Origin of the sequence: Streptomyces sp. NBC_00076 (assembly GCF_045041235.1) — a bacterium.
GTDB lineage: Bacteria > Actinomycetota > Actinomycetes > Streptomycetales > Streptomycetaceae > Streptomyces.
On record NZ_CP108242.1, the window covers coordinates 2,767,497 to 2,793,168 of the forward strand.

The following is a 25,672-nucleotide window of genomic DNA, read 5'->3' on the forward strand; positions in this document are numbered from 1 at the left end:
TCACCGCTGCCCACCCCGACAAGGCCGCTTCGCATCCCCCGATACCGGCCAGGTCGCCCCGCCGCGGCCATGCGTGAGGGGGTGACCACCCATCGGATGGTCACCCCCTCACATGTCTGCGAGAGCTGTTCGTCGAGCTAGTGGCCCTGTTCGTCACGGCGCCGCTGCCAGCGCTGTTCGATCCTGTCCATCATGGAGCGCCGTTGCCGTCCCTGACGGCGTGCCTGTGGGCCACCGGCCTGTGGGCCACCGGCGGGCTGTTCGCCCGGCTTGGGGGCCTTGCGCCAGCCGGTCACCGCGAGCACCGCACAACCCAGCATGACCAGGAAGCCCACCACGCTGAGCCAGACCTGCTTGGCGACCATACCTGCCATGAGGAGCGCGATACCCACGAGGAAGCCCGCGACCGCCTGGTAGACCCGTCGCCGGGTGTACGTGCGCAGCCCGCTTCCCTCAAGCGCTGTCGCGAACTTGGGATCTTCGGCGTACAGCGCTCGCTCCATCTGCTCGAGCATTCGCTGCTCGTGCTCCGAGAGCGGCACGGAGTCCTCCTCATCGTGCAGTCGCCGGGGCGACTAGGGGGTCCCTTCAGGATAGGCAGGGAATCGCCCCCGTGAAACCCGCCCCTCTGCGCCAATTGGCCAACCGGATCCCGCCATGAAGTCCCGGCTCGCTGAAGATTCCATTCCCCAGCGGCCGACCCGTCATGCCGGGCGGTCTCCCTCGATCATACGGCGCGAGGCGCGCGATCGGGTGGCCTGTGGCGTACTCCATGTGCACACAAGTACCTGATCAGCGACGCACCCCTCCGCCCGGCACGGAGACGGCTCAGGCCTCGTCGGCCCCGCGGGCCTCACCGAGCACATGCAGTTGTGTGGCCACGGAGTGGAATGCGGGGAGCTCGGCCGCTGCTTCCTCCAGCTTGAGCAGGGCCTCCAGGGCGCCTGGCTCGGTGTCCACCAGCACGCCGGGGACGAGGTCGGCGAAGACCCGCACGCCGTGCACCGCGGCGACCCTGAGGCCCGCGCCCTCGACCAGGCCGGTGAGCTGCTCGGTGGTGAAGCGGTGCGGCACGGGGTCGCTGTCGCCCCAGCGGCCGTTCGGGTCGCCGAGGGCCTGCTGGGCCTCCTTGAAGTGGCCCGCGAGGGCACGCGCGAGCACGGCGCCGCCCAGGCCCGCGGCGAGCAGGCTGAGGACGCCCTCGGCGCGCAGGGCCGCCACCGCGTTGCGGACGCCCTCGGCGGGGTCGTCCACGTACTCCAGGACGCCGTGGCACAGCACCGCGTCGTAGCCACCGCGCTCGACAACGTCGAAGAGGCCGTGGGCGTCGCCCTGGACGCCCTTCACGCGGTCCGCGACGCCTGCCTCGGCGGCGCGACGCTCCAGAGCGAACAGCGCGTTCGGGCTGGGGTCGACGACGGTGACGCGGTGGCCGAGGCGGGCCACGGGCACCGCGAAGTTGCCGCTGCCGCCTCCGGTGTCGAGGACGTCGAGCGACTCCCGACCCGTGGCCTTGACCCGACGGTCGAGGGCGTCCTGGAGGACCTCCCAGACCACGGCGGTACGGAGAGAGGCGCGGGGGCGCATCGGGTCCGACACGGCAGTTGACTCCTCGGCGCGGCACCGCCTCTTGCGCGGCGGAGCTAACGGGGCGCCTCCCCGCCCCGGCGCACGGGAGGAGAAGGCTTCAGGCCTTCCCCACCCTATTGCCTCCGGTGCCGCGGCATTGCCTCCGGTGCCTCGGCCTGTCACCGCGGTGCCGCACCCTCCCGCACGTCCCCTCGCACCTCGCGGCGCGCCGCCCTCGGGTCAGCCGGCGTCGAGTCAGCCGGCGTCCGGGAAGTCACGGTCGGCGAGGTCGCCGTCCGCCGGCGGGTCGGTGTCCTGGCGGGGCTGCGGCAGGACGGGCTGGAGCACCAGCATGCGCTCGACGAGGCGCAGGAACATCGCCGCGTCACGTATCAGGTCGTCTGCGTCGCGGCGGCTGGCCGCGCCCTGGATGCCCGCCTCGGCCCGGGCACGGCGCCTGGCTCCGGAGGCGAACAGCACGCTCCACTCGGCGAGTTCGGGGGCTATTTCGGGGAGCACTTCCCACGCGCTCCGGATGCGGGCCCGGCGTCGGGGCGTGGTCTCCGGGCGGCCCCGGGCGGCGAGCACGGCGGCGGCGGTGCGCAGGGCCGCCAGGTGGGCTGTCGCATAGCGCTCGTTCGACGTTTCCAGGGCGGTGGCCTCGTCCAGTCCGGCGCGGGCCTGGGCGAGCAGATCGAGGGCGGCCGGCGGAGCGGTGGTCCGGCGCAGCACAGGGTGCACGTCGCTCGCCGGGCCGGCCAGTGAGGGGGCAGGGCCGGTGGCGCGGCGCCGGTGAGCGGCTGCTGCGTGATAGCTGGCCATGACGAACCTCCTGTCGTCTGTGTGACGGCACGCCCTGATACGGGATGCCGTATGTGCCCATCGTGCGGTATGGCACTGACAATCCGTTGTGACCTGGCCTTTTGCTTCAAACGAAGGTTCGAGTCACTTCTTGCACTGGCCAGTCGGTTCAACAAAATGCCCCGACTGCCCACGGAGCTGACCCTGTGAGTACTTCGGTGACTCCTCGGAGCCCGGCTCCTGTGAGAATCAGGACCATGGAAAGCAGCAGCATCACGCCGGGTGTCAGCACACGCCGCGAGGCCACCCGGCAGAAGCTCTACGAGGCGGCCGTCACACTCATCGCCGAGCAGGGGTTCTCCGCCACCACCGTGGACGAGATCGCCGAACGCGCGGGGGTCGCCAAGGGCACCGTCTACTACAACTTCGCGAGCAAGTCGGTCCTCTTCGAAGAGCTGCTGCGGCACGGAGTGGGCCTGCTCACCGCCTCCCTCCGGGAAGCGGCCGAGCGGACCGACCGGGGCGGCGGCGGCAAGGTCGACGCCCTCGACGCGATGATCCGCGCGGGTCTCGTCTTCATCCAGCGCTACCCGGCCTTCACCCAGCTGTACGTGGCGGAGTTGTGGCGCACCAACCGCGCCTGGCAGTCCACCCTCATGGTGGTCCGTCAGCAGGCGGTGGCGGTGGTCGAGGGTGTGCTGCGCGAGGGCGTGGAGAACGACGAGTTCAGCGACGAGATCGATATCCAGCTCACCGCGGCCGCGCTGGTCGGCATGGTGCTGGTGGCGGCCCTGGACTGGCAGGCGTTCCAGCCGGAGCGCTCCCTGGACGACGTGCACGCGGCGCTGTCCCGGCTGCTCCAGGGGCGGGTGAGCGGGCGCCGCTGAGGAGGGCCCCCGAAGAGACGCGCAAGAGCAGAAACACGAGAGCAGACACGCAAAAGCCGAGACGCAAAAGCGGAGACACAAAAGCGCCGGTCCGATGTGGCCGCGTCCCCCGCGGGCCACCTCGAACCGGCGCTCCCTTGTGCTTCCCCCGTGCTCCCCCGATTTCCCCCGTGCTCCCCGTGCCCCCGTTGGCCCCCGTTCGGCCGTCCCCCGGTCCCCCCGTGCCTCGCTCCCGCCGGCATCGACCGGCGGAAGGAGCGGATCCAGGGCCGCTCCGTTCCGGCGCCCCGTGTCGCCGGTGCCGGAGCCGCGCCCCTTTTCCGTGCCCCTACTCTCTCGTTCACCCAGGTCGGCCCCCATCCGCGCGGGTACTCAACTCACCCCCTAGGTACGTGTACTCAGACCTGCGCACGCGGGCCCAGGCCGCCGCGTCGCCGACTGGATACGATCGCGTCCGTGTCCGTACTCCCTTTGGTCTTCACCAGCGGCTGGGCCAGCGGCGTCAACGCGTACGCCGTGGTGGTGCTGCTCGGCGTGTTCGGCGCGACGGGACTGAGCGACGACGTCCCCGAGACGCTGCAACGCCCCGAGGTGCTCGTCGTGGCGGGCCTGTTGTTCCTGTGCGAGGCCGTCGCCGACAAGATCCCGTACGTCGACTCGGCGTGGGACGCGGCGCACACCGTGATCCGGCCGGTCGCCGGTGCGTGGGTCGGTGCGCTGCTGGCGGGGCAGAGCGGTTCGCTGTCCGATGTGGCGGCGGGCTTGATCGGTGGTTCGACGGCGCTGGCCAGCCACACGGTGAAGGCCGGCACGAGGATGGCGGTCAACGCCTCCCCGGAGCCGTTCAGCAACATCGTGGTGAGTCTCGCCGAGGACCTCGGGGTCGGCGTACTCGTCACGTTCGCGATGTTCCATCCGATGGCCGCGGCGATCATCGCGGGCGTGGTGCTGCTCACCGGACTCGTCGTGCTCTGCTTCCTGGTCTCCAGGATCCGGCGGTTCCTGCGCCGCAGAGCCCGACGGCGTGAGGAGCGACGGCTCGCGGCGGGGGCCTGGCAGCCGCCGCCCTGAGCCGGGGAACATCGCTGGTCACAGGCCCGCGACCGGATTGTCGGTGGCGGCCGATAGAGTCGCGGTCATGGCACGGATTGCGGTGATCGGCGCCGGGACGGGCGCGATGGCGGCCGCCGCCCGGCTGGCCGTCGCGGGCCACCGGGTGACGGTGTACGAGCGTACGGAGACGTACGGCGGAGCGGTGCGCCGCCACGAGCGCGACGGCTTCTCCTTCGACACGGGCCCGGGGCTCCTCCCCCTCCCCGCGGTCTACCGCGACCTGTTCGTCAAGACCGGCAAGGAGCCGCTCGAGGCCTGCGTCGAGCTGACTCAAGTCGACCCGTCGGCACGGCACGTCTTCGCGGACGGCACCCGGTTGTCCGTGCCCAACGCCTCACGCGCGGGCGTCGTCGGGGCTCTCGACGAGGCGCTCGGGTCGGGCGCCGGGCAGCGCTGGGGCGACTTCCTGGTCCGGGCCCGGGAGGCCTGGGACCGGACCCGCCGGCCCCTCCTGGAGGAGCCGCTGTGGCCGAACTGGTCGGTGCTGGCCGACCGCGAGCCCTATCCGGCGGTCCCCCACAAGCGCCTGCTGCGCACCCGCAGGGCCACGACCCTCGCGGAGATCGGCACCTGGGAACTGCGCGACCCCCGTCTGGCTGCCCTCCTGGAGAGCCACGCCCTGGCGTACGGCTTGGACCCGCGAACGCTCCCGGCGAGCGCGGCCGTGCTGCCGTACCTGGAGCACGCCTTCGGTACCTGGTATGTCCGCGGCGGCATGCGGGAGTTGGCGCGCGCGGTGTATGAGCGGTGCGTGGCCAGGAAGGTCGAGTTCGTCTTCGGCGCCGAGGTCACCGGGATACGGGAGAAGGACGGTCGGGCGGCGGGAGTGGAACTCGCGGGCGGTGAGGTGGCGGAGGCCGAGTTCGTGGTCGCCGGCGTCGCGCCGGAGGTGCTGAGCCGCGTCGTCCGCGGCACGGAGGCACGGGGCGCGGAAGAGGTGCCGCCGCAGCGCGGACTGCCGAGCCGGATGACGGTGCTGCTGGCGCTGCGCGGCGGGCGCCCGGAGGGGGCGGCGCACCGGACCGTGGTGCACACGGATGACCGCGAGAGCGAGTTGGACCACCTGTTCGGCACGGCTCCCGAGACGCCCTGGCGCCCGACGGTCACGGTGCTGCGGCCGGACGACCCCGGGCTCGTCCCGGACACGCAGCACGAGGCCGTCACGCTCACCTCCGTGGTGCCGGCCGGTCGGCCCGAGCCGGAGGTGGTGGCCCGGTACACCGAGGCCATGACGAGGGCCGCCGAGCATGCCGTACCGGAGCTGCGCGAGCGCCTTCTGTGGCAGGAGGTCCGTACCCCGGCCGACATCGCGGACGCGACGGGCGCGGAGGGCGGCGCCGTTCCCGCACCGGCGCTCGCCGCGGGGGACGGCCGTCTGCTGCACCCGTCCAACAGCACGGCGATACCTGGCCTGTTCACCGTCGGCGGCTGGTCACATCCGGGCGGTGGTCTCCCGCACGCCGGAATGTCGGGCGCGCTCGTCGCCGGACTCATCGTGGAGGGGCCGGAGTTCCGGGGTTCCCAGTGAAGGCGTGACACCCCGGCCGCGGAACGCTCTAGAAGCGGTACTGCTCGTCGAACCCGTTGCCCTGGTTCTGGTTCTGGTCGTGGCCCTGCTGGCCGTACTGCTGCTGCTCCTGCGGGAAGTCGCCGTAGGGGTCGTCGGTGCTGCGCTGTTGCGGCACCCACACCCCGCCGGCCGGGGTGTCGCCGTAACTGCCGGTGGCGTACTGGTCCTGGCTGTAGCCCTGCTGCCCGTACTGCTGCTGGCCGCCGTAGGAGGTGTCGTACGCGGCGCCGTCGTAGGTCTGGGTGCCGATGTACGGGTCGGAGTAGGCGGCGTACTGCTGCTGGCCGGATGTGTCGTAGCCGTACTGCTGCTGGTCGTAGCCGGTGTAGCCGTCGTAGGAGTACGACGGGTCGGCGGCGGCCGTCGCGTACTGGTCCTGGGTCTGACCGGCGGTGGCGTAGGACGCGTCGGCGGCGGCGTACCCGGGGTCGTATATGCCGTAGGAGCCGGTTTCGTCGGGCAGGGGCTGCGGCTCGTACACGGAGGTGTTCTCGGCGGCCGTCGCGACGGGGCGGGCGGGCGTGAACACGTCGTCGCGGTCGTACTCGTCGTCACCGCCGTAGGCACCGGCGTCCTGGCCGAAGTCGGCGTTCCGGCCGTAGCCCGCGTCAGCCGCCTCGAGGCCGGTGACCTCCAGGGCCGGATCCTGTCGGTCGTCCCTTCCGCGGCGCCGCTTACTGACGTCGGCGCCCGGGCGGCTGACCGCCCAGCCGGACGCAAAGCCGCGGCGGAAGGAGAGCGTGACGTAGGTCTGGCCGATCGCGAAGGCAACGGCACCCAGTGCGATGACGACCACGGACGGGATCAGCACGCCGAGCACGACGCCGAGGAAGCCGGCGAAGGCGAGCAGCCGCCAGCGCAGGCGTGCCTTGTACTGCAGCAACACCTCGCCCAGCAGCCACAGCGCGACGATGCCGAACGCGATGTAGAGGACCGTCCAGCCCATGTACGCCCCTCTCACAGTGGCCGTTACGCAGTGTGTCGTATGCCGGTGCGACCGGTCTAGGCCTGGGGCGGGTTGTGCAGTCCCAGGTTCTCGTAGATCTCCAGCGTCGCGGTGGAGTTGTTGAGCGTGATGAAGTGCAGTCCGGGCACTCCCTCGGACAGCAGCCGCGCACAGAACTCCGTGGCGAATTCGATACCAATGGAGCGTACAGCCGCCGGATCGTCTTTGACTGTGAGGATCCGCTCTTTCAGGGCGGGCGGGAAGGCCGCGTTGGTGAGGGACGGAATCCGAGCCAGCGTCTTGGCGCTGCCGATCGGCATGACCTCGGGGATGATCGGGGTCTCGCAGCCCGCGGCCGCGACCCGGTCACGCAGCCGCAGGTAGTCCTCCGGCTGGAAGAACATCTGCGTGATCGCGTAGTCCGCGCCGGCGCGGCACTTGTCGACGAAGTTGCGCACGTCGACGTCCCAGTCGGCGGAGCGCGGGTGCATCGCGGGGAAGGCCGCGACACCGACGCAGAAGTCGCCGGACGCCTTGATGAGTTCGACGAGCTCGGCGGCGTAGGTGAGGCCCTGGGGGTGCGCCACCCAGTCACCCATCGGGTCGCCGGGCGGATCGCCGCGCAGCGCCAGCATGTTGCGGATACCGGCGTCCGCGTACTGCCCGATGATGTTGCGCAGGTCGGCCACCGAGTGGTCCACCGCGGTGAGGTGGGCGATCGGGGTGAGCGTGGTGTCGGAGGCGATCGCCTCGGTCGCCTTGACCGTGCCCGCGCGGGTGGAACCGCCCGCACCGTAGGTCACGGAGACGAAGTCCGGCGCCACGGCCTCGACCCGGCGCAGCGCGTTCCAGAGGTTCCGCTCACCCTTCGGGGTCTTCGGGGCGTAGAACTCGAACGAGTACGTCGTCTTGCCGGTCGCGAGCATGTCACGCACGGTGCGGGCGTGGTCCGACCTGGTTGATGCGGTGCCGAGGGCCATACCCGCAGGTTAGTCAGGGTGCGGCGGTCCCCCAACCGGATCACGGAATTTTGACCGATTTGTCTATTTACTGTCCACCCATTGGACGGACAGGTAATACAAGCTGGCCGGGCGGTGTCACCAGGCCTGGCGCAGTCGCTTCGCGAACTCCGCGGCCGCCGCTCCCGGGTCGTCCGCCTCCGTGATCGCCCGGACGACCACGACTCTGCGGGCGCCCGCCTCCAGCACCTCGTCGAGGTTGCCGAGATCGACGCCGCCGATGGCGAACCAGGGTCGGTCGGTGCCGACGGAGGCGGCGTACCGGACCAGGTCGAGGCCGGGGGCATGGCGGCCTGGCTTGGTGGGGGTCGGCCAGCACGGGCCGGTGCAGAAGTAGTCCACGCCCTCCTGGACGGCGGCCGCGGTTGCCTCCGACCCGGCGTGCGTGGAGCGGCCGATGACGACGTCGTCGCCGAGGATCGCGCGGGCGGCGGGCACCGGAAGGTCGCCCTGGCCGAGGTGCAGGACGTCGGCGCCGGCGGCATGGGCGACATCCGCCCGGTCGTTGACCGCGAGGAGCCTGCCGTGCCGGGCGCAGGCGTCGGCGAACACCTTCAGGTACTCGAGTTCCTCCGCCGCCTCCATGCCCTTGTCCCGCAGCTGCACGATGTCGACCCCGCCGGCCAGGGCGGCGTCCAGGAACCCGGCGAGGTCGCCTTGTCGCTTCCGGGCGTCCGTGCAGAGGTACAGCCTGGCGTCGGCGAGCCGGGCGCGGGCGGTGCTGTCGGGCATGGGTGGGTCCCCCGTGGTGGATGGCGTACGGGCCGCGGGCCGCAGTCGACCACGACCGTGGCCTTCGTGGGCCACGGCCCGTACGTCGGGCGATGTTCAGATCAGCAGCGTGCTCGGATCAGACGGCGAGCGCCTGGGCGCGGCGCTTCACCTCCGTGCCGCGATTCTCACTCAGCGCCTGTGCGGGGGTTCCGGGCAGGCTCGGGTCGGCGGTGAAGAGCCACTCGAGCATCTCTTCGTCGGTGAAGCCGTCGTCCCGCAGGAGCGTCAGGGTGCCGGTGAGGCCCTTGACGACCTTCTGCTCGGCCCCGTCGATGAAGGCCGCGGGGACGTGCAGCGCGCGGTTCTCACCACGGCGTACGGCGATGAGCTGGCCCTCCTTGACCAGCTGTCGCACACGCGTCACCTCGACATCGAGCATCTCTGCGATGTCGGGGAGGGTGAGCCAGGCGGGTACGAGAGCATCGATCTTTGCGTCAATCTCGGTCACGGGACAAGCGTGCCATCTCGCACTGACAGTCGGAAGCCAGCAGCGCCCGACCTGCGGTTTTTCCTACGGCGTGGCCGCCTTCAGGGGCCTTGCCGAGTCGGCCAGCAGCGTGGGGTCCAAGGGCGTCCCCGCCTCGATCAGCCGCCGCCCCTGCGCCAGGTCCCGGGGGCGTCCCACCGCCAGCAGGGCGACCAGGCGGTTCTCCCGCAGCCAGCACACCGACCAGGCCGGGCCGGACGGGTCGCCGCGCCACAGGGTGGTGTCGGCGGACGCGTGGTGGCCCGCGTACTGCACGAAGCGCCCGAACTGCTCGGACCAGAAGTACGGCACCGGGTCGTAGACGGCCGGGGGTTCGTCGGTGGCCTCGCCGACGATGTTCGCGGCCACCGTGCGCGGCCCCTGGAGTGCGTTGTCCCAGTGATGGACCAGCAGGCGCTCGCCGTACCTGCCCGAAGGGAACGACGCACAGTCACCGACCGCGTAGACGTCCGGTTCGGAGGTGTGCAGGCGCTCGTCGGCGACGACCTCGCGGTGGGCGCCGAGGGCGATGCCGGATCCGGCGAGCCAGGCCGTGGCGGGGCGGGCGCCGATGCCGACGACCACGGCGCCGGCGGGCAGCCGCGAGCCGTCGTCCAGGAGCACGGCCCCGGGCTCGACGCGCGCCACGCGCGCGTGGGTGCGCAGAGCGGCACCGGCGTCGGCGTACCAGGAGGCCATCGGGGCGGCCACCTCGGCGGGCAGCGCGCCGGCCAGCGGTCGGTCCGCGGCCTCGACGACCGTCACCGCGCAGCCGGCCTCGCGCGCGGCCGTGGCGAACTCGGCGCCGATCCAGCCCGCGCCGACGACCACGATGTCGTGCTGCCGGGCGAGTACCGGGCGCAACCGCTCGGCGTCGTCCAGGGTCCGCAGCAGATGGACCCCGGGCACTGTCTCCGCGCCCGGCAGCCGGATGGGTTCGGCGCCGGTCGCGAGGACCAGGACGTCGTACGGCACCGGCCCCTCGGCGGTGTCCAGCCGGTGCGCGCCGGGGCGCACGCCCAGCACCTCGCGCCCGAGGCGCAGTTCGATGCCCAGGGCCTCGAAGTCGACGTCGAAGGCGACGGCCTCGGCCTTGCCGAGCAGCACGGCCTTGGACAGGGGCGGACGGTCGTAGGGCTGATGGGGCTCCGCGCCGATCAGGGTCACGGTGCCGGTGAAGCCCTGTTCCCGCAGGGCGACCGCGGTCTGTACCCCCGCCATGCCCGCGCCCACCACGACGACACGCCGTGGCGTGGAGGTTCCCTGTTCCTGCGTCTGCTCGCTCACCTGATCACCATAGACAACTGACGGACAGTCAGTCAGGGGCATGCTCCGTGAGCTGCTCCACAACGCTCGTCCCGCTACCGGGCTGCGACTCCCACTCCCAGCTCTCCTCCAGCCGCACACGACCGTCGGACAGGTCGACGACCGTCGACACGCAGTGCCCCGAGGACGTCGTCCCGTCGTGCTTGAGCTGGACGTACCGGAAGTCCAGGCGGTCGCCCTCGCGCGTCCCCACCAGGTGCCCGCGGACGACGTCCCCGCCCGCGTACTCGGCCCAGATCTCGCCGTCCTTCTCGTGGTACGTGAACCGGGTGCGGGTGCCCACCTGACCTGGGGCCTGGTCGACGACCGGGGCGAGGGTGAGTCCGTCGAGCGATCGCGGCACGGGTGGAGGCTCCCTTACTGAGACGGAGGACGTCGGGCTAGGGTGGCCAACGTAAAGCACTCGCGGGAGCCCGGACGCACCGGGCTGAGAGGGAGGCTGGCGGCCTCCGACCGTACGAACCTGATCCGGGTCATGCCGGCGAAGGGAGGGGCTGGACGCCCATGTCGCGTACGCCAGATCCATCGGGCACCTCGGACGTCCCGTCGGGCACCTCGGACGTCCCGTCGGGCACCTCGGACGTCCGGTCGGGCATCTCGGACGTCCTGGTCGTCGGGGGCGGCATCATCGGCCTGGTCACCGCGTGGCGGGCCGCGCAGCGCGGCTTCGCCACGGCGGTCGTGGACCCCGAACCGGGAGGCGGGGCGGCCCGGGTGGCGGCCGGGATGCTGGCCGCCGTCACGGAACTGCACTACGGAGAGCAGACCCTGCTCGGCCTGAACCTGGAGTCGGCCCGCCTCTATCCGGACTTCGCCGCCGAGCTCACCGACCTCACCGGCCGTGACCTCGGCTACCGCCGCAGCGGCACCCTCGCCGTCGCGCTGGACGCCGACGACCGCGCCCACCTGCGTGAACTGCACGCACTGCAACGGCAGTCGGGGCTGGACTCCGAGTGGCTGTCCGGGCGGGAGTGCCGACGCCTGGAGCCGATGCTCGCGCCGGGCGTACGCGGCGGGCTGCGGGTCGACGGCGACCACCAGATCGATCCGCGACGGCTGGCCGACGCCCTGGTGGACGCCTGCGAGCGGGCCGGGGTCGTGTTCCACCGCACCTGGGCCGAGCGGCTGTCGGTGGTACGGGAGCGGGCGACCGGTGTCGTCACGCGCGAGGGCGTGGTGCTGGGCGCCGGGCAGGTGGTGCTGGCGGCCGGCAGTCTCAGCGGGCGCCTCACCGGGGTTCCGGAGGACGTCCTGCCGCCCGTGCGGCCCGTGAAGGGGCAGGTGGTGCGGCTGACGGTACCCGAGCGGTACGCGCCGTTCCTGAGCCGGACGGTTCGGGCGGTGGTGCGCGGCAGCCAGGTCTACCTGGTGCCGAGGGAGAACGGCGAGCTGGTCGTCGGCGCCACCAGCGAGGAGCTGGGCTGGGACACCACGGTGACCGCGGGCGGCGTGTACGAGCTGCTGCGGGACGCCCACGAACTGGTCCCGGGGATCACCGAGCTGCCGCTCACGGAGACCCGGGCCGGGTTGCGCCCCGGCTCCCCCGACAACGCGCCGCTGCTCGGCCCGACCGGTCTCGACGGGCTGCTGCTGGCCACCGGGCACTACCGCAACGGCGTGCTGCTCACGCCGGTCACCGGCGACACCCTGGCACACGCCCTGGTCACCGGTGAACTCCCGGACGAGGCCCGCCCCTTCACACCCAAGCGCTTCAGCACCGTCCTCACGGAGCAGCCCGTATGAACGTCTCGGTCAACGGCGAGCGGCGGGAGGTCGCCCCGGGCACCGCCCTCGACACACTCGTGCGGTCCCTCACCGCGGCGCCCTCCGGAGTGGCCGCCGCCCTCAACGAAACCGTCGTCCCGCGCGCGCGATGGGCCTCGACATCCCTCGCCGAGGGAGACCGCGTCGAAGTCCTCACCGCAGTCCAAGGAGGCTGACCCATGGCCGACAACCCCTTTGTCCTCGGCGGTACGTCCTTCACGTCCCGCCTCATCATGGGTACGGGCGGCGCGCCCAGCCCGGAGGTTCTGGAGCGGGCGCTGGTCGCGTCCGGGACGGAGCTGACGACGGTCGCCATGCGCCGGGTCGATCCGGGCGCGCACGGCTCGGTGCTGTCGGTGCTGGAGAAGCTCGGCATCCGGGTGCTGCCGAACACGGCGGGCTGTTTCACGGCCGGTGAGGCGGTGCTGACGGCCCGGCTGGCGCGGGAGGCGCTCGGGACGGAGCTGGTCAAGCTGGAGGTCATCGCGGACGAGCGGACCCTGCTGCCGGATCCGATCGAGTTGCTGGACGCCGCCGAGACGCTGGTCGACGACGGGTTCACGGTGCTGCCGTACACGAACGACGATCCGGTGCTTGCGCGCAAGCTGGAGGACGTCGGGTGCGCGGCGATCATGCCCCTCGGGTCGCCCATCGGGTCCGGGCTGGGCATTCGCAACCCGCACAACTTCCAGCTGATCGTCGAGCACGCGCGCGTGCCGGTGATCCTGGACGCGGGGGCCGGTACGGCCTCGGACGCGGCGCTGGCGATGGAGCTGGGGTGTGCGGGGGTGATGCTCGCCTCTGCGGTGACCCGGGCTCAGGAGCCCGTGCTGATGGCCGACGCCATGCGGCACGCCGTGGAGGCGGGCAGGCTGGCTCGGCGGGCGGGCCGGATCCCGCGGCGGCACTTCGCGGACCCGTCGTCTCCCACGGAGGGCCTGGCGGTACTGGATCCGGAGCGGCCGGCGTTCTGAGCGGCGCGCGACGGGTGGGGACCCGCGCCGGATTCCCGTCCCGCCTCCGCCCCGCATCCGTCCCGCCTTTCTCCCGCTCACCACCTGTTTCCCGTCGGTCAGGAGGCGGCCGGCTCCCGTAGCGGGCACCTCCGATGGCGGTTGTGGCGCTGTGGGTTGCGTCACAGGTCCGCTGCAGTCCCGCCTCGATCCTGGCCGAACCGGCGGTCGTGTCAGTCATGGCTCGTACACTCACCTGCGTGGATACGACCCTTCAGGACCCATTGGTCGGGCAGGTGCTCGACGGCCGCTATCGCGTCGACGCGCGGATCGCGGTCGGTGGGATGGCCACGGTCTACCGGGCCCTGGACACCCGCCTGGACCGGGTTCTCGCACTCAAGGTGATGCATCCGGCGCTGGCAGCCGACGCGTCGTTCGTCGAGCGGTTCATCCGCGAGGCGAAGTCCGTCGCCCGCCTGGCGCACCCGAACGTCGTACAGGTCTTCGACCAGGGCACCGACGGGTCGTACGTCTACCTCGCGATGGAGTACGTCGCCGGCTGCACCCTGCGCGACGTGCTGCGCGACCGCGGGGCGTTGCAGCCGAGGGCCGCGTTCGACATCCTCGAGCCGGTGCTGGCGGCGCTCGGCGCCGCGCACCGCGCGGGGTTCGTACACCGGGACATGAAGCCGGAGAACGTCCTGATAGGGGACGACGGTCGGGTCAAGGTCGCCGACTTCGGGCTGGTGCGGTCCGTGAACACCGTGACCAGCACCACCGGGGCCGTGCTCGGCACGGTCTCGTACCTCGCCCCCGAGCAGATCGAGCAGCCGGGCGCCGCCGATCCCCGCGTCGACGTGTACGCGTGCGGTGTCGTCCTCTACGAGATGCTCACCGGCGAGAAGCCGCACGACGGGGACTCCCCGGCGATCGTGCTCTACAAGCACCTCCACGAGGATGTGCCGCCGCCCTCGGCCCTCGTGCCGGGGCTGGCGTACGAGCTCGACGAGCTGGTCGCGTCCGCGACGGCCCGTAATCCCGACATCCGCCCGTACGACGCGGTCGCGCTGCTCGCGCAGGCGCGGGAGGCGCGTGCCGGGCTCGGCCCGGACCAACTGGACGCCGTGCCGCCGCAGGCGGTCTCCGTGGCGCACGACGGCACCGAGGACCGCACGAGCGTGATCCCGCGCTCGCTGACCGTGCCGCGCCCCCTGCCGGTCAACGAGGACGAGGACGCCGGGGCCACTTTCCATCGCACCAGTCGCTTCGAGTCCGGGCCTCCGCTGCCCTCGCGCCGCCGTTCCCGCCCGCCGGGCCGCCTGGTGGCGCTCATCGCCGCGGTGCTGCTGGTCCTCGGGGTCGGCGCGGGCGTCTGGTACATCAACTCCGGCCAGTTCACCCAGGTCCCGTCCGTGCTGGAGAAGACCCAGGCGCAGGCCCAGGACCGGCTGGAGGCGGCCGGGCTCGACGTCGGCAAGGTCGACCACGAGTACAGCGACACCGTGAAGCGGGGCACGATCATCACCACCGACCCGGCGCCGGGCGACCGGATCCGGGACAACGCCTCGGTGCGGCTCGTCATCTCCGACGGCCCCGAGACCGTGAAGGTGCCCGACGTGGAGGACTACCGGCTGGACAAGGCCAGGTCCGTGCTGAAGGAGGACGGACTGCAGCCGGGCATGGTCACCCGGGAGTTCAGCGAGGACGTGGAGAGGGGCTTCGTGATCTCCACGAACCCGAAGGCCGGGACCGAGCGGCGGGCCGGCTCGGCGATCGCGCTCACCGTCAGCAAGGGCAGCCCGATCGACGTCCCGGACGTCACCGGAGAGTCCGTCCAGGACGCGAAGGCGGACCTCCAGGAGGCGGGCCTGAAGGTGAAGGTCGCCTCCGAGCAGGTCAACTCCTCCGACTACGACAAGGGGCAGGTCGCCCGGCAGACACCGCGGGACGGCAGCACCGCCGCCGAGGGCGACACCGTGACGCTGACGCTGTCCAAGGGCCCGGTGATGGTCGAGGTCCCGGACGTGGTCGGTGACAACGTCGATGACGCCCAGTCCGAGCTGGAGGCCGCCGGCTTCGAGGTCGACAAGGACCGCGGGCTGCTCGGACTGTTCGGCGACACCGTCAAGAAGCAGTCCGTCGAGGGCGGGGAGAACGCACCCAAGGGGTCGACGATCACGATCACCATCCGCTGACCGGGCGGACCGGACCGCATGACACCCTGGATGCGTGAAGAGTCAACAGCCCGGCAGCGGAACCGGAACCCCCGGTACCGTGCGCAACCCCGTCGGCGGTCATGTCCCGGTGGCCGGCGGTCTCCACTCGGTGGGCCTGTCGTACGCCCATGACCTGAGGGCCGAGACCGTGCAGGTCTTCGTCGCCAACCCGCGCGGCTGGGCCACGCCCACCGGGAACCCTCGGCAGGACGAGGAGTTCCGGGCGGTGTGCGCGGCCGAGTCGATCCCGGCCTATGTGCACGCCCCCTATCTGATCAACTTCGGTTCGCACACCGAGGCGACCGTGGAGAAGTCGGTGGAGTCGCTGCGGCACTCCCTGCGGCGCGGGCGGGACATCGGGGCGCTCGGCGTGGTCGTGCACACAGGCAGCGCGACCGGCGGCCGGGACCGGTCCGTGGCGCTGAAGCAGGTGCGGGAGCATCTGCTGCCGCTGCTCGACGAGCTCACCCACGACGACGACCCGTACCTGCTGCTGGAGTCGACGGCCGGGCAGGGCGCCTCGCTGTGCTCGCGGACCTGGGACTTCGGGCCGTACTTCGAGGCGCTGGACGCCCATCCGAAGCTGGGCGTGTGCCTGGACACGTGCCACATCTTCGCGGCCGGCCACGACCTGACCGGGCCGAGCGGCATGCACCAGACGCTGGACCTGCTGGTCGACACGGTCGGCGAGGGCCGGCTCAAGCTGATCCACGCCAACGACTCCAAGGACGTGGTCGGCGCCCACAAGGACCGGCACGAGAACATCGGCTCCGGCCACATCGGCGAGGACCCGTTCCGCGCGCTGATGACCCACCCGGCCACCGAGGGCGTACCGCTGATCATCGAGACGCCCGGCGGCAAGGAGGGGCACGCGGCGGACGTGGAGCGGCTGAAGAAGCTGCGCGACGGCTGAAGTAGCTACGGGACGGCTGAAGTAGCCGCGGGACGGCTGGAACCCTGGCCCAGAGTCAGAGCTCGGGGCCGTCCCCCGGGCCCTCCTGGTAGGAGTAGCGCTGCTGCTTCCAGGGGTCGCCGACGTTGTGGTAGCCGCGCTCCTCCCAGAAGCCGCGGCGGTCGGCGGTCATGTACTCGACGCCGCGGACCCACTTGGGGCCCTTCCACGCGTACAGGTGGGGGACGATGAGCCGGAGCGGGAAGCCGTGTTCCGCCGTCAGCAGCTCGCCGTCCTTGTGGGTGGCGAAGATCGCGCGGTCGTCCGCGAAGTCCGCCAGACGCAGGTTGGAGCTGAAGCCGTACTCGGCCCACACCATCACATGGGTGACGGCGGCCGCGGGCGGGGCGATGTCCAGGACGGTCCGGGCGGGGACGCCGCCCCATTCGGCGCCGAGCATGCTGAACTTCGTGACGCAGTGCAGGTCGGCGATGACGCTGGCGTACGGAAGAGCGGTGAACTCCTCGTGGTTCCAGCAGTGCTTCTCGCCGTCCGCGGTGGCGCCGAAGACCCGGAACTCCCAGCGCTCCGGCCGGAACTTGGGAACCGGGCCGTAGTGCGTGACCGGCCAGCCACGCTGCAGCCGCTGCCCCGGCGGGAGATCGGGGTGTGCGACTCCTCCAGAATCGCGCTCTCCCCACTCGCGTTCCACCGGCTGACCCATGACTCCATCCTGACAGACCCGGGGCAGTGCACATGACCAACCCCCGCCCAATTCGGGCAATTAGAACTAAGTGTGCCCTTACTTACTAAGTGAAGACTTACTGGACGATCTTCGTGGCGGATGCAATCATGCGGCGCAACCTGCCAGTTCCCCACGGTTGGAAGGAGCCTCTGCGATGCAGGGCGACCCCGAGGTCATCGAATTCCTCAACGAGCAGCTGACCGCCGAGCTCACCGCGATCAACCAGTACTTCCTGCACGCGAAGATGCAGGAGAACTTCGGCTGGACGAAGCTCGCGAAGTACACGCGAAGCGAGTCCTTCGACGAGATGAAGCACGCGGAGGTGCTCACCGACCGGATCCTCTTCCTGGACGGGCTGCCGAACTACCAGCGCCTTTTCCATGTGCGCGTGGGGCAGACGGTCAAGGAGATGTTCGATGCCGACCGTCAGATCGAGGTCGAGGCGATCGACCGGCTCAAGCGTGGCATCAAGGTGATGCGCGAGAAGGGCGACATCACGTCGGCCAACATCTTCGAGTCGATCCTGGAGGACGAGGAGCACCACATCGACTACCTCGACACCCAGCTGGAGCTCCTGGAAAAGCTCGGCGACGCGCTCTACATCGCGCAGCTGATCGAGCAGCCGGAGAGCTGAACCGACCGAACCTAGGCGGCTTCCTCGAGTGCGTCCGCGCCCTCCGCTTCGGAGAGGACCGGCCCGCCCTGGTAGGCAGGCTCGCGGCGCGGGCTCGCACCACGGCCGAGGATGGCCTGGATCCGACGGACGCAGGATCCGCAGTCCGTACCCGCCTTGCAGGCGGAGGCGATCTGGCGGGGCGTACAGGCGCCGCCGTCCGCGTGCCGCTGGACCTGCGCTTCGGTCACCCCGAAGCAGTTGCAGACGTACACGCGGATTCACCTCCCGCCGCCGAGATCAATAAGGCTAACCTAACCTTACCCATCGCGTCGGATCCACAAAAGTGGGGTGGGGCGCGGATCGTATGTGATCCGCGCCCCACTTCGCGCCCAGGTAACAGGCGCCCCCGCTGATGATCTCCTACTGGTCCCGGTACATCTCCGCGACGAGGAACGCCAGGTCCAGGGACTGGCTGCGGTTCAGCCGCGGGTCACAGGCCGTCTCGTAGCGCTGGTGCAGGTCGTCGACGAAGATCTCGTCGCCGCCGCCCACGCACTCGGTGACGTCGTCACCGGTGAGCTCGACGTGGATGCCGCCCGGGTGGGTGCCCAGGCCCTTGTGGACCTCGAAGAAGCCCTTGACCTCGTCGAGCACGTCGTCGAAGCGGCGGGTCTTGTGGCCGGAGGCCGCCTCGTAGGTGTTGCCGTGCATCGGGTCTGTGATCCAGGCGACGGTCGCGCCCGAGGCACTGACCTTCTCCACCAGCTCCGGGAGCTTGTCTCGGACCTTGTCGGCGCCCATCCGGACGATGAAGGTCAGCCGGCCCGGCTCGCGGTCGGGGTCCAGGCGCTCGATGTACTGGAGCGCCTCCTCGGGCGTGGTCGTCGGTCCGAGCTTGATGCCGATCGGGTTGCGGATCCGCGAGGCGAACTCGATGTGCGCGTGGTCCAGCTGCCGGGTGCGCTCACCGACCCACACCATGTGCGCCGAGACGTCGTACAGGTGCCCGGTGCGGGAGTCGACCCTGGTCAGCGCCGACTCGTAGTCGAGCAGCAGCGCCTCGTGCGAGGAGTAGAACTCGACGGTCTTGAACTCCTCCGGGTCGGTCCCGCAGGCGTGCATGAAGTTCAGCGCCTGGTCGATCTCGCGGGCGAGCTGCTCGTAGCGCTGGCCGGACGGGGACGACTTCACGAAGTCCTGGTTCCAGGCGTGCACCTGGCGCAGGTCGGCGTAGCCACCGGTGGTGAAGGCGCGCACCAGGTTGAGCGTCGAGGCGGAGGCGTGGTACATCCGCTTCAGGCGCTCGGGGTCCGGGATACGGGCGGCCTCGTTGAAGTCGAAACCGTTGACGGAGTCGCCCCGGTACGTCGGCAGGGTCACGCCGTCGCGGGTCTCGGTGCCCTTGGAACGCGGCTTGGAGTACTGGCCGGCGATCCGGCCCACCTTCACCACGGGGACGGACGCGGCGTACGTCAGCACGGCGCCCATCTGGAGCAGGGTCTTGAGCTTGTTGCGGATGTGGTCGGCGGACACCGCGTCGAAGGCCTCGGCGCAGTCGCCGCCCTGGAGGAGGAACGCCTCTCCCTTGGCGACGGCCGCCATCCGGGCGCGCAGCTGGTCGCACTCGCCCGCGAAGACGAGCGGCGGATACGACTCGAGGTCCGCGATCACTGCGCGCAGAGCCTCGGTGTCGGGGTACTCGGGCTGCTGCGCCGCGGGCAGGTCTCGCCAGGTGTTGCCAGCGCTCGCGCTGGTCTTAGCGTTCACGGTCACGCCCTCAACATTACGGGGTCGTGTCGAGTCGTTTTCTCCCGGCTCGACAGGTGAGACACACCCACGCTCAGGTGCGCGTCGGGTAGGGTGCGTCGCATGTTCGCGCACTCGATCCAGACCTGGTGGTGGACCGCTCATCCGGCGGCCCACTGACTGCGCGTACGCAAGACTTCGCGAAGGCCGCCCGAGGGGCGGCCTTCGGCGTTTCCGGGGTCGTTCCTCACCGACATCGACATCGACCGCCGCCGCGTGGACGGCGGCGGCATCGACGGAACATCGACGGAAGAGGAACCATGGACCTGGCACGGCTGCTGCACGACCCCCGCCCCTTCGCCCTGCTCCGCCGCCGCACCCCCGGCCACGACGACCAGACGGTCGAGCTGCTGATCGGTCCGGTCAGCACGTACGACCGTCTCGCCGACCTCCCCGACCAGGGCCTCGCGCTCATCCCTTTCCGGCAGATCCGCGAGCGCGGCTTCGACGTCCGCGACGACGGGACGCCACTGGCGGCGCTCACCCCCGAGGAGACGTACGAGATCCCCCTCGCCACCGCCCTCGCCCAACTCCCCGCGCACGAGGTACGCGTCGAGGACGGCGGCTTCGACGTGGCCGACGAGGAGTACGCGGAGATCGTCGAGCGGGTGCTGCGGGAGGAGATCGGCGCGGGCGAGGGCGCGAACTTCGTGATCCGGCGGACGTACGAGGGCGGGATCCCGGGGTTCTCCAGGGCCGACGCCCTGGCTCTGTTCCGGCGGCTCCTCGAGGGCGAGCGGGGCGCGTACTGGACGTTCGTCGTGCACACCGGGGAGCGGACGCTCGTCGGGGCCAGCCCCGAGGTGCATGTGCGGATGTCGGGCGGGACCGTAGTCATGAACCCCATCAGCGGGACGTATCGCTATCCGGCCGACGGCCCCACCCCCGAGCACCTGCTGGACTTCCTCGCCGACGGCAAGGAGATCGAGGAGCTCTCGATGGTGGTCGACGAGGAGCTCAAGATGATGTGCACGGTCGGCGACATGGGCGGGGTCGTGATCGGGCCCCGGCTTAAGGAGATGGCGCACCTCGCGCACACCGAGTACGAGCTGCGCGGGAAGTCCTCGCTGGACGCGCGGGAGGTGCTGAAGGAGACCATGTTCGCGGCGACCGTCACCGGCTCGCCGGTGCAGAACGCCTGCCGGGTCATCGAGCGGCACGAGCCCCTCGGGCGGGACGGTGTCGCGCGCGGCTACTACGCGGGGGCGCTGGCACTGCTTGGCAGGGACTCGGGCGGCGCCCAGACCCTCGACTCCCCCATCCTCATCCGTACCGCCGACATCGACACGGACGGGCGGCTGCGGGTGCCGGTCGGCGCCACGCTGGTGCGCGGCTCGGACCCGGCGGGCGAGGTGGCGGAGACCCACGCGAAGGCGGCGGGGGTGCTGGCGGCGCTGGGGGTGCGTCCGGGCAGGCCGCGCGAGGAGTCCGCGGGCCCGCGACTGGCCGACGATCCCCGGGTGCGGGCCGCGCTCGACGGGCGCCGGGCGTCGCTGGCGCCGTTCTGGCTGCGGATGCAGGAGCGGTCCGAGGAGCTCTCCGGCCACGCCCTGGTCGTCGACGGGGAGGACACGTTCACGGCGATGCTCGCGCATGTGCTGCGCTCGTCGGGCCTGGACATCTCCGTCCGGCGGTACGACGAGCCCGGCCTGACGGAGGCGGTCCGCGCGCACGAAGGGCCGGTCATCCTCGGCCCCGGACCGGGCGACCCCGCCGACACCGCCGATCCCAAGATGCGTTTCCTGCGCACGCTGACCGCCGAGGTGATCCGGGAGAACCGGCACGGCGTCCTCGGCGTCTGCCTCGGGCACGAGCTGATCGCGGCCGAGCTGGGGCTGGAGATCGTACGGAAGGAAGTGCCGTACCAGGGCACGCAGACGGAGATCGATCTGTTCGGGCGCCGGGAGACCGTCGGCTTCTACAACAGCTTCGTGGCGCGCTGCGACGACGCGACGGCGGCCGAACTCGCCGCGCGGGACGTGCAGGTGAGCCGCAGCGACTCCGGTGAGGTGCACGCTCTGCGCGGATCCGGCTTCGCCGGGGTGCAGTTCCATCCGGAGTCGGTGCTCACCCTGAACGGGGCGTCGGTCGTGCGGGAGCTGGTGGCGCGGCTGCACGGCACCAGCACGTTCCCCGAGCGCCGGCCCGCCCTGTAGTCGAGGACGTCGTCCACCGTGGCGTCGGCGACCTGGTCGGCGGCGTCCACGGTGTACGCCCGTACCCCCGACTCCGGGCGGGCCCGTCCGACGGGGCTCAGCCGAAGAACACCCCCACCTCTTCGTACAGTTCCGGATCGACCGTCTTCAGCCGGGCCGTGGCCTCGGCGATCGGGACGCGGACGATGTCCGTGCCGCGCAGGGCGACCATCTTGCCGAAGTCGCGGTCCCGGACGGCCTGGATGGCGTGCAGGCCGAAGCGGGTGGCGAGCCAGCGGTCGAAGGCGCTGGGGGTGCCGCCGCGCTGGATGTGGCCGAGGACCGTGGTGCGCGCCTCGTTGCCGGTGCGCTTCTCGATCTCCTTGGCCAGCCACTCGCCCACGCCGGACAGCCGCACATGTCCGAAGGAGTCCAGCGACTGGTCCTTCAGCACGATGTCACCGTCCTTGGGCATGGCGCCCTCGGCGACGACCACGATCGGGGCGTACGACGCCTGGAAGCGGGAGGTCACCCAGGCGCACACCTGCTCGATGTCGAAGCGCCGCTCGGGGATGAGGATGACGTTCGCGCCGCCGGCCAGGCCGGAGTGGATGGCGATCCAGCCCGCGTGCCGGCCCATCACCTCGCAGACCAGGACCCGCATGTGCGACTCGGCGGTGGTGTGCAGCCGGTCGATGGCCTCCGTCGCGATGCCCACGGCCGTGTCGAAGCCGAAGGTGTAGTCCGTGCCGGACAGGTCGTTGTCGATCGTCTTGGGTACGCCGACGCAGGGCACGCCGTGCTCGTCGGACAGCCGGGCGGCGACGCCCAGGGTGTCCTCGCCGCCGATCGCGATGAGCGCGCCGACACCCAGTCGGGCGAGGTTCTCCCTGATACGGGCGACGCCGTCCTCCTGCTTGAGGGGATTGGTGCGCGAGGAGCCGAGGATGGTGCCGCCGCGGGGCAGGATGCCGCGCACCGCGGGGATGTCCAGCCGTACCGTGGCGCCTTCGAGCGGACCTCGCCAGCCGTCCCGGAAGCCGACGAAGTCATAGCCGTACTCCTGCACGCCCTTGCGGACGATGCCCCGGATGACGGCGTTGAGCCCGGGGCAGTCGCCGCCTCCGGTCAGTACTCCGACGCGCATGGAAGTGTCCCTTCGCCAGAGAAAGCCTGCGAAGGTCACGCTAATAGTGATCCAGGTCACTTCGGCATGGGTAGGACGGTCAATTCCGGTAAACGGTCAATCCCGGTGAGACACCCGCACGTTGATCACTCGTCGTCGAGCCCGCGCTCTATCGCGTACCGCACCAGTTCGACCCTGTTGTGCAGTTGCAGCTTGCCGAGGGTGTTCTGGACGTGGTTCTGGACCGTCCGGTGGGAGATGACCAGCCGTTCGGCGATCTGCTTGTAGCTCAGGCCCTTGGCGACCAGTCGCAGCACCTCGGTCTCGCGGTCGGTGAGCTGCGGGGCCCGGGGCTGGTCGGCGTCCGGGGCGCCGGGGGCCGGCTCGGAGGCCAGGCGCCGGTACTCGCCGAGGACCAGGCCGGCCAGGCCGGGCGTGAACACCGGGTCGCCGACCGCCGTGCGGCGGACCGCGTCCAGCAGTTCCTCGGTGGACGCCGACTTCAGCAGATAGCCGGTGGCGCCCGACTTCACCGCCTCCAGGACGTCGGCGTGCTCGCCGCTCGCCGACAGCACGAGCACCCGCAACGCCGGGTTGGCGGCGACCAGTTCCTTGCAGACCTGGACCCCGGGCTTGGCCGGCAGGTTCAGGTCGAGCACCAGGACGTCGGGCGCGGCGGCCTTGGCGCGGCGGACGGCCTGGTCGCCGTCGCCCGCGGTGGCGACCACGTCGAAGCCGGACTCGCCCAGGTCACGGGCGACGGCGTCGCGCCACATGGGGTGGTCGTCGACCACCATGACCCGGATCCGGTCCGGCCGGCCCTCGCTGTTGTCCGTCATCGCCTCTCCGCCTTCCCCCGTGAAGACCGCGTCTCCTTCGGTACTTTCAGTTCGACCTCCGTGCCCTGGCCGGGCACCGAGATCAGTTCGGCGCTGCCGCCGAGTTCGCGCAGGCGGCTCCGGATCGACAGGGCCACGCCGAGTCTGCCCTCGCCCTCGGCCTGCGCGAGCCGGCCCTCGGGGATGCCGGGGCCGTCGTCCCGTACGGTCACGATCACCTCGTCCGGCTCGTCCTCGACGAGAAGCCACGCGCGCGCCTGCTCACCCGCGTGCCTGCGTACGTTGTCCAGGGCGGCGCCGACCGCGGCGGCCAACTCCCTCGCGGCGGCCGGCGGCAACTGCACGGGCGCGCCGGGCTCGGCGAGGCTGACCCTCGCGGAGGCGTACGGCGCGAGCAGGGAGCGCAGGTCGACCGGCCCGTCGGCGTCCTCGTCGTCGGGCACCTCGACCGTCCGTACGACGGCCCCCTCGGCCGCGTCCTCCGAAGCGCGGGAGACCGGGACCAGCCCGCCGGAGACCAGGGTGCGCAGGGCGACCTCCTGTTCGCCGGCCATCCGGCCCAGCTCGGCCGCCTCGCCGCCCAGGACGGCACCGCGCCGCTGCACCATCGCCAGCACCTGCAGCACGCTGTCGTGGATGTCCCGGGCCAGCCGCTCCCGCTCCCGGGTCGCGGCCTCGATCTCCAGGGCACGGGCGAGGGTGCGCTCGGAGGCGCGGGCGACCTCGACGACGTAGCCGATGGCGATGGAGGCGACCCAGACCAGGATCACGTTGTGGACGGTGTCGCGGGCCGGGGCGCCGCGCTCGACCAGGTTGACGACGGCGACCGCGGTGGAAGCGAAGGCCGCCCAGCGCCAGCCGCCCTTGACCGCGAAGGCCAGCACCGAGCCCGCGGTCCATATGGACGGCAGGGTCGGGCCACCCTCCTGGATCCGGCCGGGCGCGTCGGCGAGGGGCGTCAGCAGGATGCCGGCGAGCGCCACGGTGAGGTCGGCGGCGAGGAACCGTTTGGTACAGGCCGCCGCGTTCGCGACCCGGGGGATGGTGGCCAGGGTCCAGCCGCACAGCACGACGTAGTAGGCGATGGCCACGCCTGGGCGGGCGAACTTGTCGTAGGCGGTGGCGAACAGACCCACCGCGTACAGCATGGTGAGCACCCGGTACGCGGTGAGCGCACGCCACAGCGGCTGCTCCACCGACATCCTCATGACCCGCTCGCGCTTGGCCAACTCCCCCACCCCCCGACCCGGACTGCCCCGTCCAGGACTACGACTTCTCTTTTTCGGCCTGTTCCTTCTCCGCCTGCGCGAGTGCGGCCCTGGCCGCCTTCTCCGCTTCCTTCTCGGCCTTCGTCGCCTCCGCCATCTGCCGCTTGGCCGCGGTCGCGTAGATGTCGACGTACTCCTGGCCGGAGAGCTTCATGATCTCGTACATGACCTCGTCGGTCAGGGCGCGCAGGACGAAGCGGTCGTGCTCCATGCCCTGGTAGCGGCTGAAGTCCAGGGGCTCGCCGATACGGATGCCCGGCCGCATCAGTTTCGGCATCACCTGGCCGGGCGGCTGGATCTTCTCCGTGTCGATCATGGCGACCGGGATGACCGGCGCGCCGCTGGCCAGCGCCACGCGCGCGAGGCCGCCGGGCTTGCCCCGGTAGAGACGGCCGTCGGGCGAACGGGTGCCCTCGGGGTAGATCCCGAACAGCTCACCGCGCTCCAGGACCTCGATGCCGCTCTTGACGGCAGCCTCGCCCGCGCCGCGCGCGCCGGAGCGGTCCACCGGGAGCTGGCCGACCCCTTTGAAGAACGCGGCCGTCAGCCGGCCCTTCACTCCGGGGGTGGTGAAGTACTCGGCCTTCGCGATGAAGGTGACCTTGCGGTCGAGGACCGCGGGCAGGAAGAACGAGTCGGAGAACGACAGGTGATTGCTCGCCAGGATGGCGGGACCCTCGGCCGGAATGTTCTCCATGCCTTCCACCCAGGGCCTGAAGGCGACCTTGAGCGGCCCTCCGATGGCGACCTTCATCGTGCCGTACAACAACCGAGTGCCTCCTGTGTCTGTCGGTCAGACCATATCCCGCAGCACTGTCAATGAGCCCGACGGCCCTGGTCG

General features: G+C 71.2%; 27 protein-coding genes and 1 riboswitch. Of the genes, 11 read left to right on the forward strand and 16 right to left on the reverse strand.

Translation table 11 applies throughout. From position 1 onward, the window contains the following. Window positions 1-137 precede the first annotated feature (137 nt). The 3 genes from OHA64_RS12640 to OHA64_RS12650 form a co-directional block, all read right to left on the reverse strand. Window positions 138-542 (reverse strand): DUF3040 domain-containing protein, encoded by a 405-nt coding sequence (locus OHA64_RS12640; protein ID WP_405612224.1) that lies wholly within the window; start codon window positions 540-542, stop codon window positions 138-140. Between the two features lie 286 nt (window positions 543-828). Then, window positions 829-1,599 carry a methyltransferase gene (locus tag OHA64_RS12645; protein ID WP_405612226.1) on the reverse strand — a complete coding sequence of 257 codons (771 nt, stop codon included), beginning with the start codon at window positions 1,597-1,599 and terminating at the stop codon, window positions 829-831. Window positions 1,600-1,824: 225 nt separating this feature from the next. After that, window positions 1,825-2,391, reverse strand: coding sequence for an SAV_6107 family HEPN domain-containing protein (locus OHA64_RS12650; RefSeq protein ID WP_405612228.1), 567 nt, complete (start codon window positions 2,389-2,391; stop codon window positions 1,825-1,827). A 236-nt stretch (window positions 2,392-2,627) separates the two neighbouring features. On the opposite strand from OHA64_RS12650, the gene OHA64_RS12655 reads away from it, so the two are divergent. The 3 genes from OHA64_RS12655 (at window position 2,628) to OHA64_RS12665 (ending at window position 5,898) form a co-directional block, all read left to right on the forward strand. Continuing rightward, window positions 2,628-3,257 (forward strand): TetR/AcrR family transcriptional regulator, encoded by a 630-nt coding sequence (locus OHA64_RS12655; RefSeq protein ID WP_405612230.1) that lies wholly within the window; start codon window positions 2,628-2,630, stop codon window positions 3,255-3,257. A gap of 456 nt (window positions 3,258-3,713) precedes the next feature. Next, window positions 3,714-4,328: a DUF4126 domain-containing protein gene (locus OHA64_RS12660; RefSeq protein ID WP_405612232.1), complete on the forward strand. Its 615-nt coding sequence runs from the start codon at window positions 3,714-3,716 to the stop codon at window positions 4,326-4,328. A 67-nt stretch (window positions 4,329-4,395) separates the two neighbouring features. Then, a complete protein-coding gene (locus OHA64_RS12665) occupies window positions 4,396-5,898 on the forward strand; it encodes a phytoene desaturase family protein (protein WP_405612234.1) in 1,503 nt (500 codons plus the stop codon). 28 nt (window positions 5,899-5,926) lie between these two features. On the opposite strand, the gene OHA64_RS12670 is transcribed toward OHA64_RS12665, so the two are convergent. The 6 genes from OHA64_RS12670 to OHA64_RS12695 form a co-directional block, all read right to left on the reverse strand. Beyond that, the gene (locus OHA64_RS12670) at window positions 5,927-6,886 is read right to left on the reverse strand and encodes a hypothetical protein (RefSeq protein WP_405612236.1); all 960 of its coding nucleotides are present in this window, start codon (window positions 6,884-6,886) and stop codon (window positions 5,927-5,929) included. Between the two features lie 56 nt (window positions 6,887-6,942). Further along, the gene (gene metF, locus OHA64_RS12675) at window positions 6,943-7,866 is read right to left on the reverse strand and encodes a methylenetetrahydrofolate reductase [NAD(P)H] (RefSeq protein WP_405612238.1); all 924 of its coding nucleotides are present in this window, start codon (window positions 7,864-7,866) and stop codon (window positions 6,943-6,945) included. A gap of 117 nt (window positions 7,867-7,983) precedes the next feature. Beyond that, entirely contained in the window at window positions 7,984-8,637 is a 654-nt protein-coding gene (thiE, locus tag OHA64_RS12680) for a thiamine phosphate synthase (protein ID WP_405612240.1), read from the reverse strand. A gap of 118 nt (window positions 8,638-8,755) precedes the next feature. After that, complete coding sequence (locus OHA64_RS12685; RefSeq protein ID WP_362442167.1) at window positions 8,756-9,127, reverse strand: Rv2175c family DNA-binding protein; 372 nt, start codon at window positions 9,125-9,127, stop codon at window positions 8,756-8,758. 63 nt (window positions 9,128-9,190) lie between these two features. Further along, window positions 9,191-10,432, reverse strand: a complete 1,242-nt coding sequence (locus OHA64_RS12690; RefSeq protein WP_405612243.1) for an NAD(P)/FAD-dependent oxidoreductase — start codon at window positions 10,430-10,432, stop codon at window positions 9,191-9,193. Between the two features lie 28 nt (window positions 10,433-10,460). Next, window positions 10,461-10,814 carry a hypothetical protein gene (locus OHA64_RS12695; protein ID WP_405612245.1) on the reverse strand — a complete coding sequence of 118 codons (354 nt, stop codon included), beginning with the start codon at window positions 10,812-10,814 and terminating at the stop codon, window positions 10,461-10,463. A 52-nt stretch (window positions 10,815-10,866) separates the two neighbouring features. Further along, a riboswitch (TPP riboswitch) is annotated at window positions 10,867-10,978 on the forward strand. On the opposite strand from OHA64_RS12695, the gene thiO reads away from it, so the two are divergent. The 5 genes from thiO to OHA64_RS12720 all read left to right on the forward strand — a co-directional run bounded on the left by thiO (window position 10,976) and on the right by OHA64_RS12720 (window position 16,317). After that, complete coding sequence (thiO, locus tag OHA64_RS12700) at window positions 10,976-12,214, forward strand: glycine oxidase ThiO (RefSeq protein WP_405612247.1); 1,239 nt, start codon at window positions 10,976-10,978, stop codon at window positions 12,212-12,214. It overlaps the preceding riboswitch by 3 nt. Then, complete coding sequence (gene thiS / locus OHA64_RS12705) at window positions 12,211-12,411, forward strand: sulfur carrier protein ThiS (protein ID WP_405612249.1); 201 nt, start codon at window positions 12,211-12,213, stop codon at window positions 12,409-12,411. The genes thiO and thiS overlap by 4 nt, the downstream gene beginning before the upstream one ends. A 3-nt stretch (window positions 12,412-12,414) precedes the next feature. After that, window positions 12,415-13,209 (forward strand): thiazole synthase, encoded by a 795-nt coding sequence (locus OHA64_RS12710; RefSeq protein WP_405612251.1) that lies wholly within the window; start codon window positions 12,415-12,417, stop codon window positions 13,207-13,209. A 239-nt stretch (window positions 13,210-13,448) separates the two neighbouring features. After that, the gene (gene pknB, locus OHA64_RS12715) at window positions 13,449-15,383 is read left to right on the forward strand and encodes a Stk1 family PASTA domain-containing Ser/Thr kinase (RefSeq protein WP_405612253.1); all 1,935 of its coding nucleotides are present in this window, start codon (window positions 13,449-13,451) and stop codon (window positions 15,381-15,383) included. A 34-nt stretch (window positions 15,384-15,417) separates the two neighbouring features. Beyond that, window positions 15,418-16,317 carry a deoxyribonuclease IV gene (locus OHA64_RS12720; RefSeq protein ID WP_405612255.1) on the forward strand — a complete coding sequence of 300 codons (900 nt, stop codon included), beginning with the start codon at window positions 15,418-15,420 and terminating at the stop codon, window positions 16,315-16,317. A 55-nt stretch (window positions 16,318-16,372) separates the two neighbouring features. On the opposite strand, the gene OHA64_RS12725 is transcribed toward OHA64_RS12720, so the two are convergent. Then, entirely contained in the window at window positions 16,373-17,020 is a 648-nt protein-coding gene (locus OHA64_RS12725) for a sulfite oxidase-like oxidoreductase (protein ID WP_405612257.1), read from the reverse strand. Between the two features lie 175 nt (window positions 17,021-17,195). Here OHA64_RS12725 and bfr point away from each other — a divergent pair, with 175 nt between their 5' ends. Next, complete coding sequence (gene bfr / locus OHA64_RS12730) at window positions 17,196-17,675, forward strand: bacterioferritin (protein WP_405612259.1); 480 nt, start codon at window positions 17,196-17,198, stop codon at window positions 17,673-17,675. Window positions 17,676-17,686: 11 nt separating this feature from the next. Here the strand turns inward: bfr and OHA64_RS12735 are convergent, their stop codons facing one another. Beyond that, window positions 17,687-17,929, reverse strand: a complete 243-nt coding sequence (locus OHA64_RS12735) for a bacterioferritin-associated ferredoxin (RefSeq protein WP_405612261.1) — start codon at window positions 17,927-17,929, stop codon at window positions 17,687-17,689. Between the two features lie 148 nt (window positions 17,930-18,077). Beyond that, complete coding sequence (locus OHA64_RS12740; protein ID WP_405612263.1) at window positions 18,078-19,430, reverse strand: class II 3-deoxy-7-phosphoheptulonate synthase; 1,353 nt, start codon at window positions 19,428-19,430, stop codon at window positions 18,078-18,080. A gap of 96 nt (window positions 19,431-19,526) precedes the next feature. On the opposite strand from OHA64_RS12740, the gene OHA64_RS12745 reads away from it, so the two are divergent. Beyond that, window positions 19,527-19,583: a trp operon leader peptide gene (locus tag OHA64_RS12745; protein ID WP_082319877.1), complete on the forward strand. Its 57-nt coding sequence runs from the start codon at window positions 19,527-19,529 to the stop codon at window positions 19,581-19,583. Window positions 19,584-19,723: 140 nt separating this feature from the next. Continuing rightward, a complete protein-coding gene (locus tag OHA64_RS12750; RefSeq protein ID WP_405612265.1) occupies window positions 19,724-21,619 on the forward strand; it encodes an anthranilate synthase family protein in 1,896 nt (631 codons plus the stop codon). Between the two features lie 97 nt (window positions 21,620-21,716). Here the strand turns inward: OHA64_RS12750 and OHA64_RS12755 are convergent, their stop codons facing one another. The 4 genes from OHA64_RS12755 to OHA64_RS12770 form a co-directional block, all read right to left on the reverse strand. Next, on the reverse strand, window positions 21,717-22,745 hold the full coding sequence (locus OHA64_RS12755; RefSeq protein ID WP_405612267.1) for a 6-phosphofructokinase: 1,029 nt from the start codon (window positions 22,743-22,745) through the stop codon (window positions 21,717-21,719). Between the two features lie 125 nt (window positions 22,746-22,870). Further along, window positions 22,871-23,521: a response regulator gene (locus tag OHA64_RS12760; protein ID WP_405623952.1), complete on the reverse strand. Its 651-nt coding sequence runs from the start codon at window positions 23,519-23,521 to the stop codon at window positions 22,871-22,873. A gap of 38 nt (window positions 23,522-23,559) precedes the next feature. Next, on the reverse strand, window positions 23,560-24,792 hold the full coding sequence (gene macS / locus OHA64_RS12765) for a MacS family sensor histidine kinase (protein ID WP_405612269.1): 1,233 nt from the start codon (window positions 24,790-24,792) through the stop codon (window positions 23,560-23,562). A gap of 37 nt (window positions 24,793-24,829) precedes the next feature. Beyond that, window positions 24,830-25,585 carry a lysophospholipid acyltransferase family protein gene (locus tag OHA64_RS12770; protein WP_405623953.1) on the reverse strand — a complete coding sequence of 252 codons (756 nt, stop codon included), beginning with the start codon at window positions 25,583-25,585 and terminating at the stop codon, window positions 24,830-24,832. Between the last annotated feature and the right edge of the window lie 87 nt (window positions 25,586-25,672).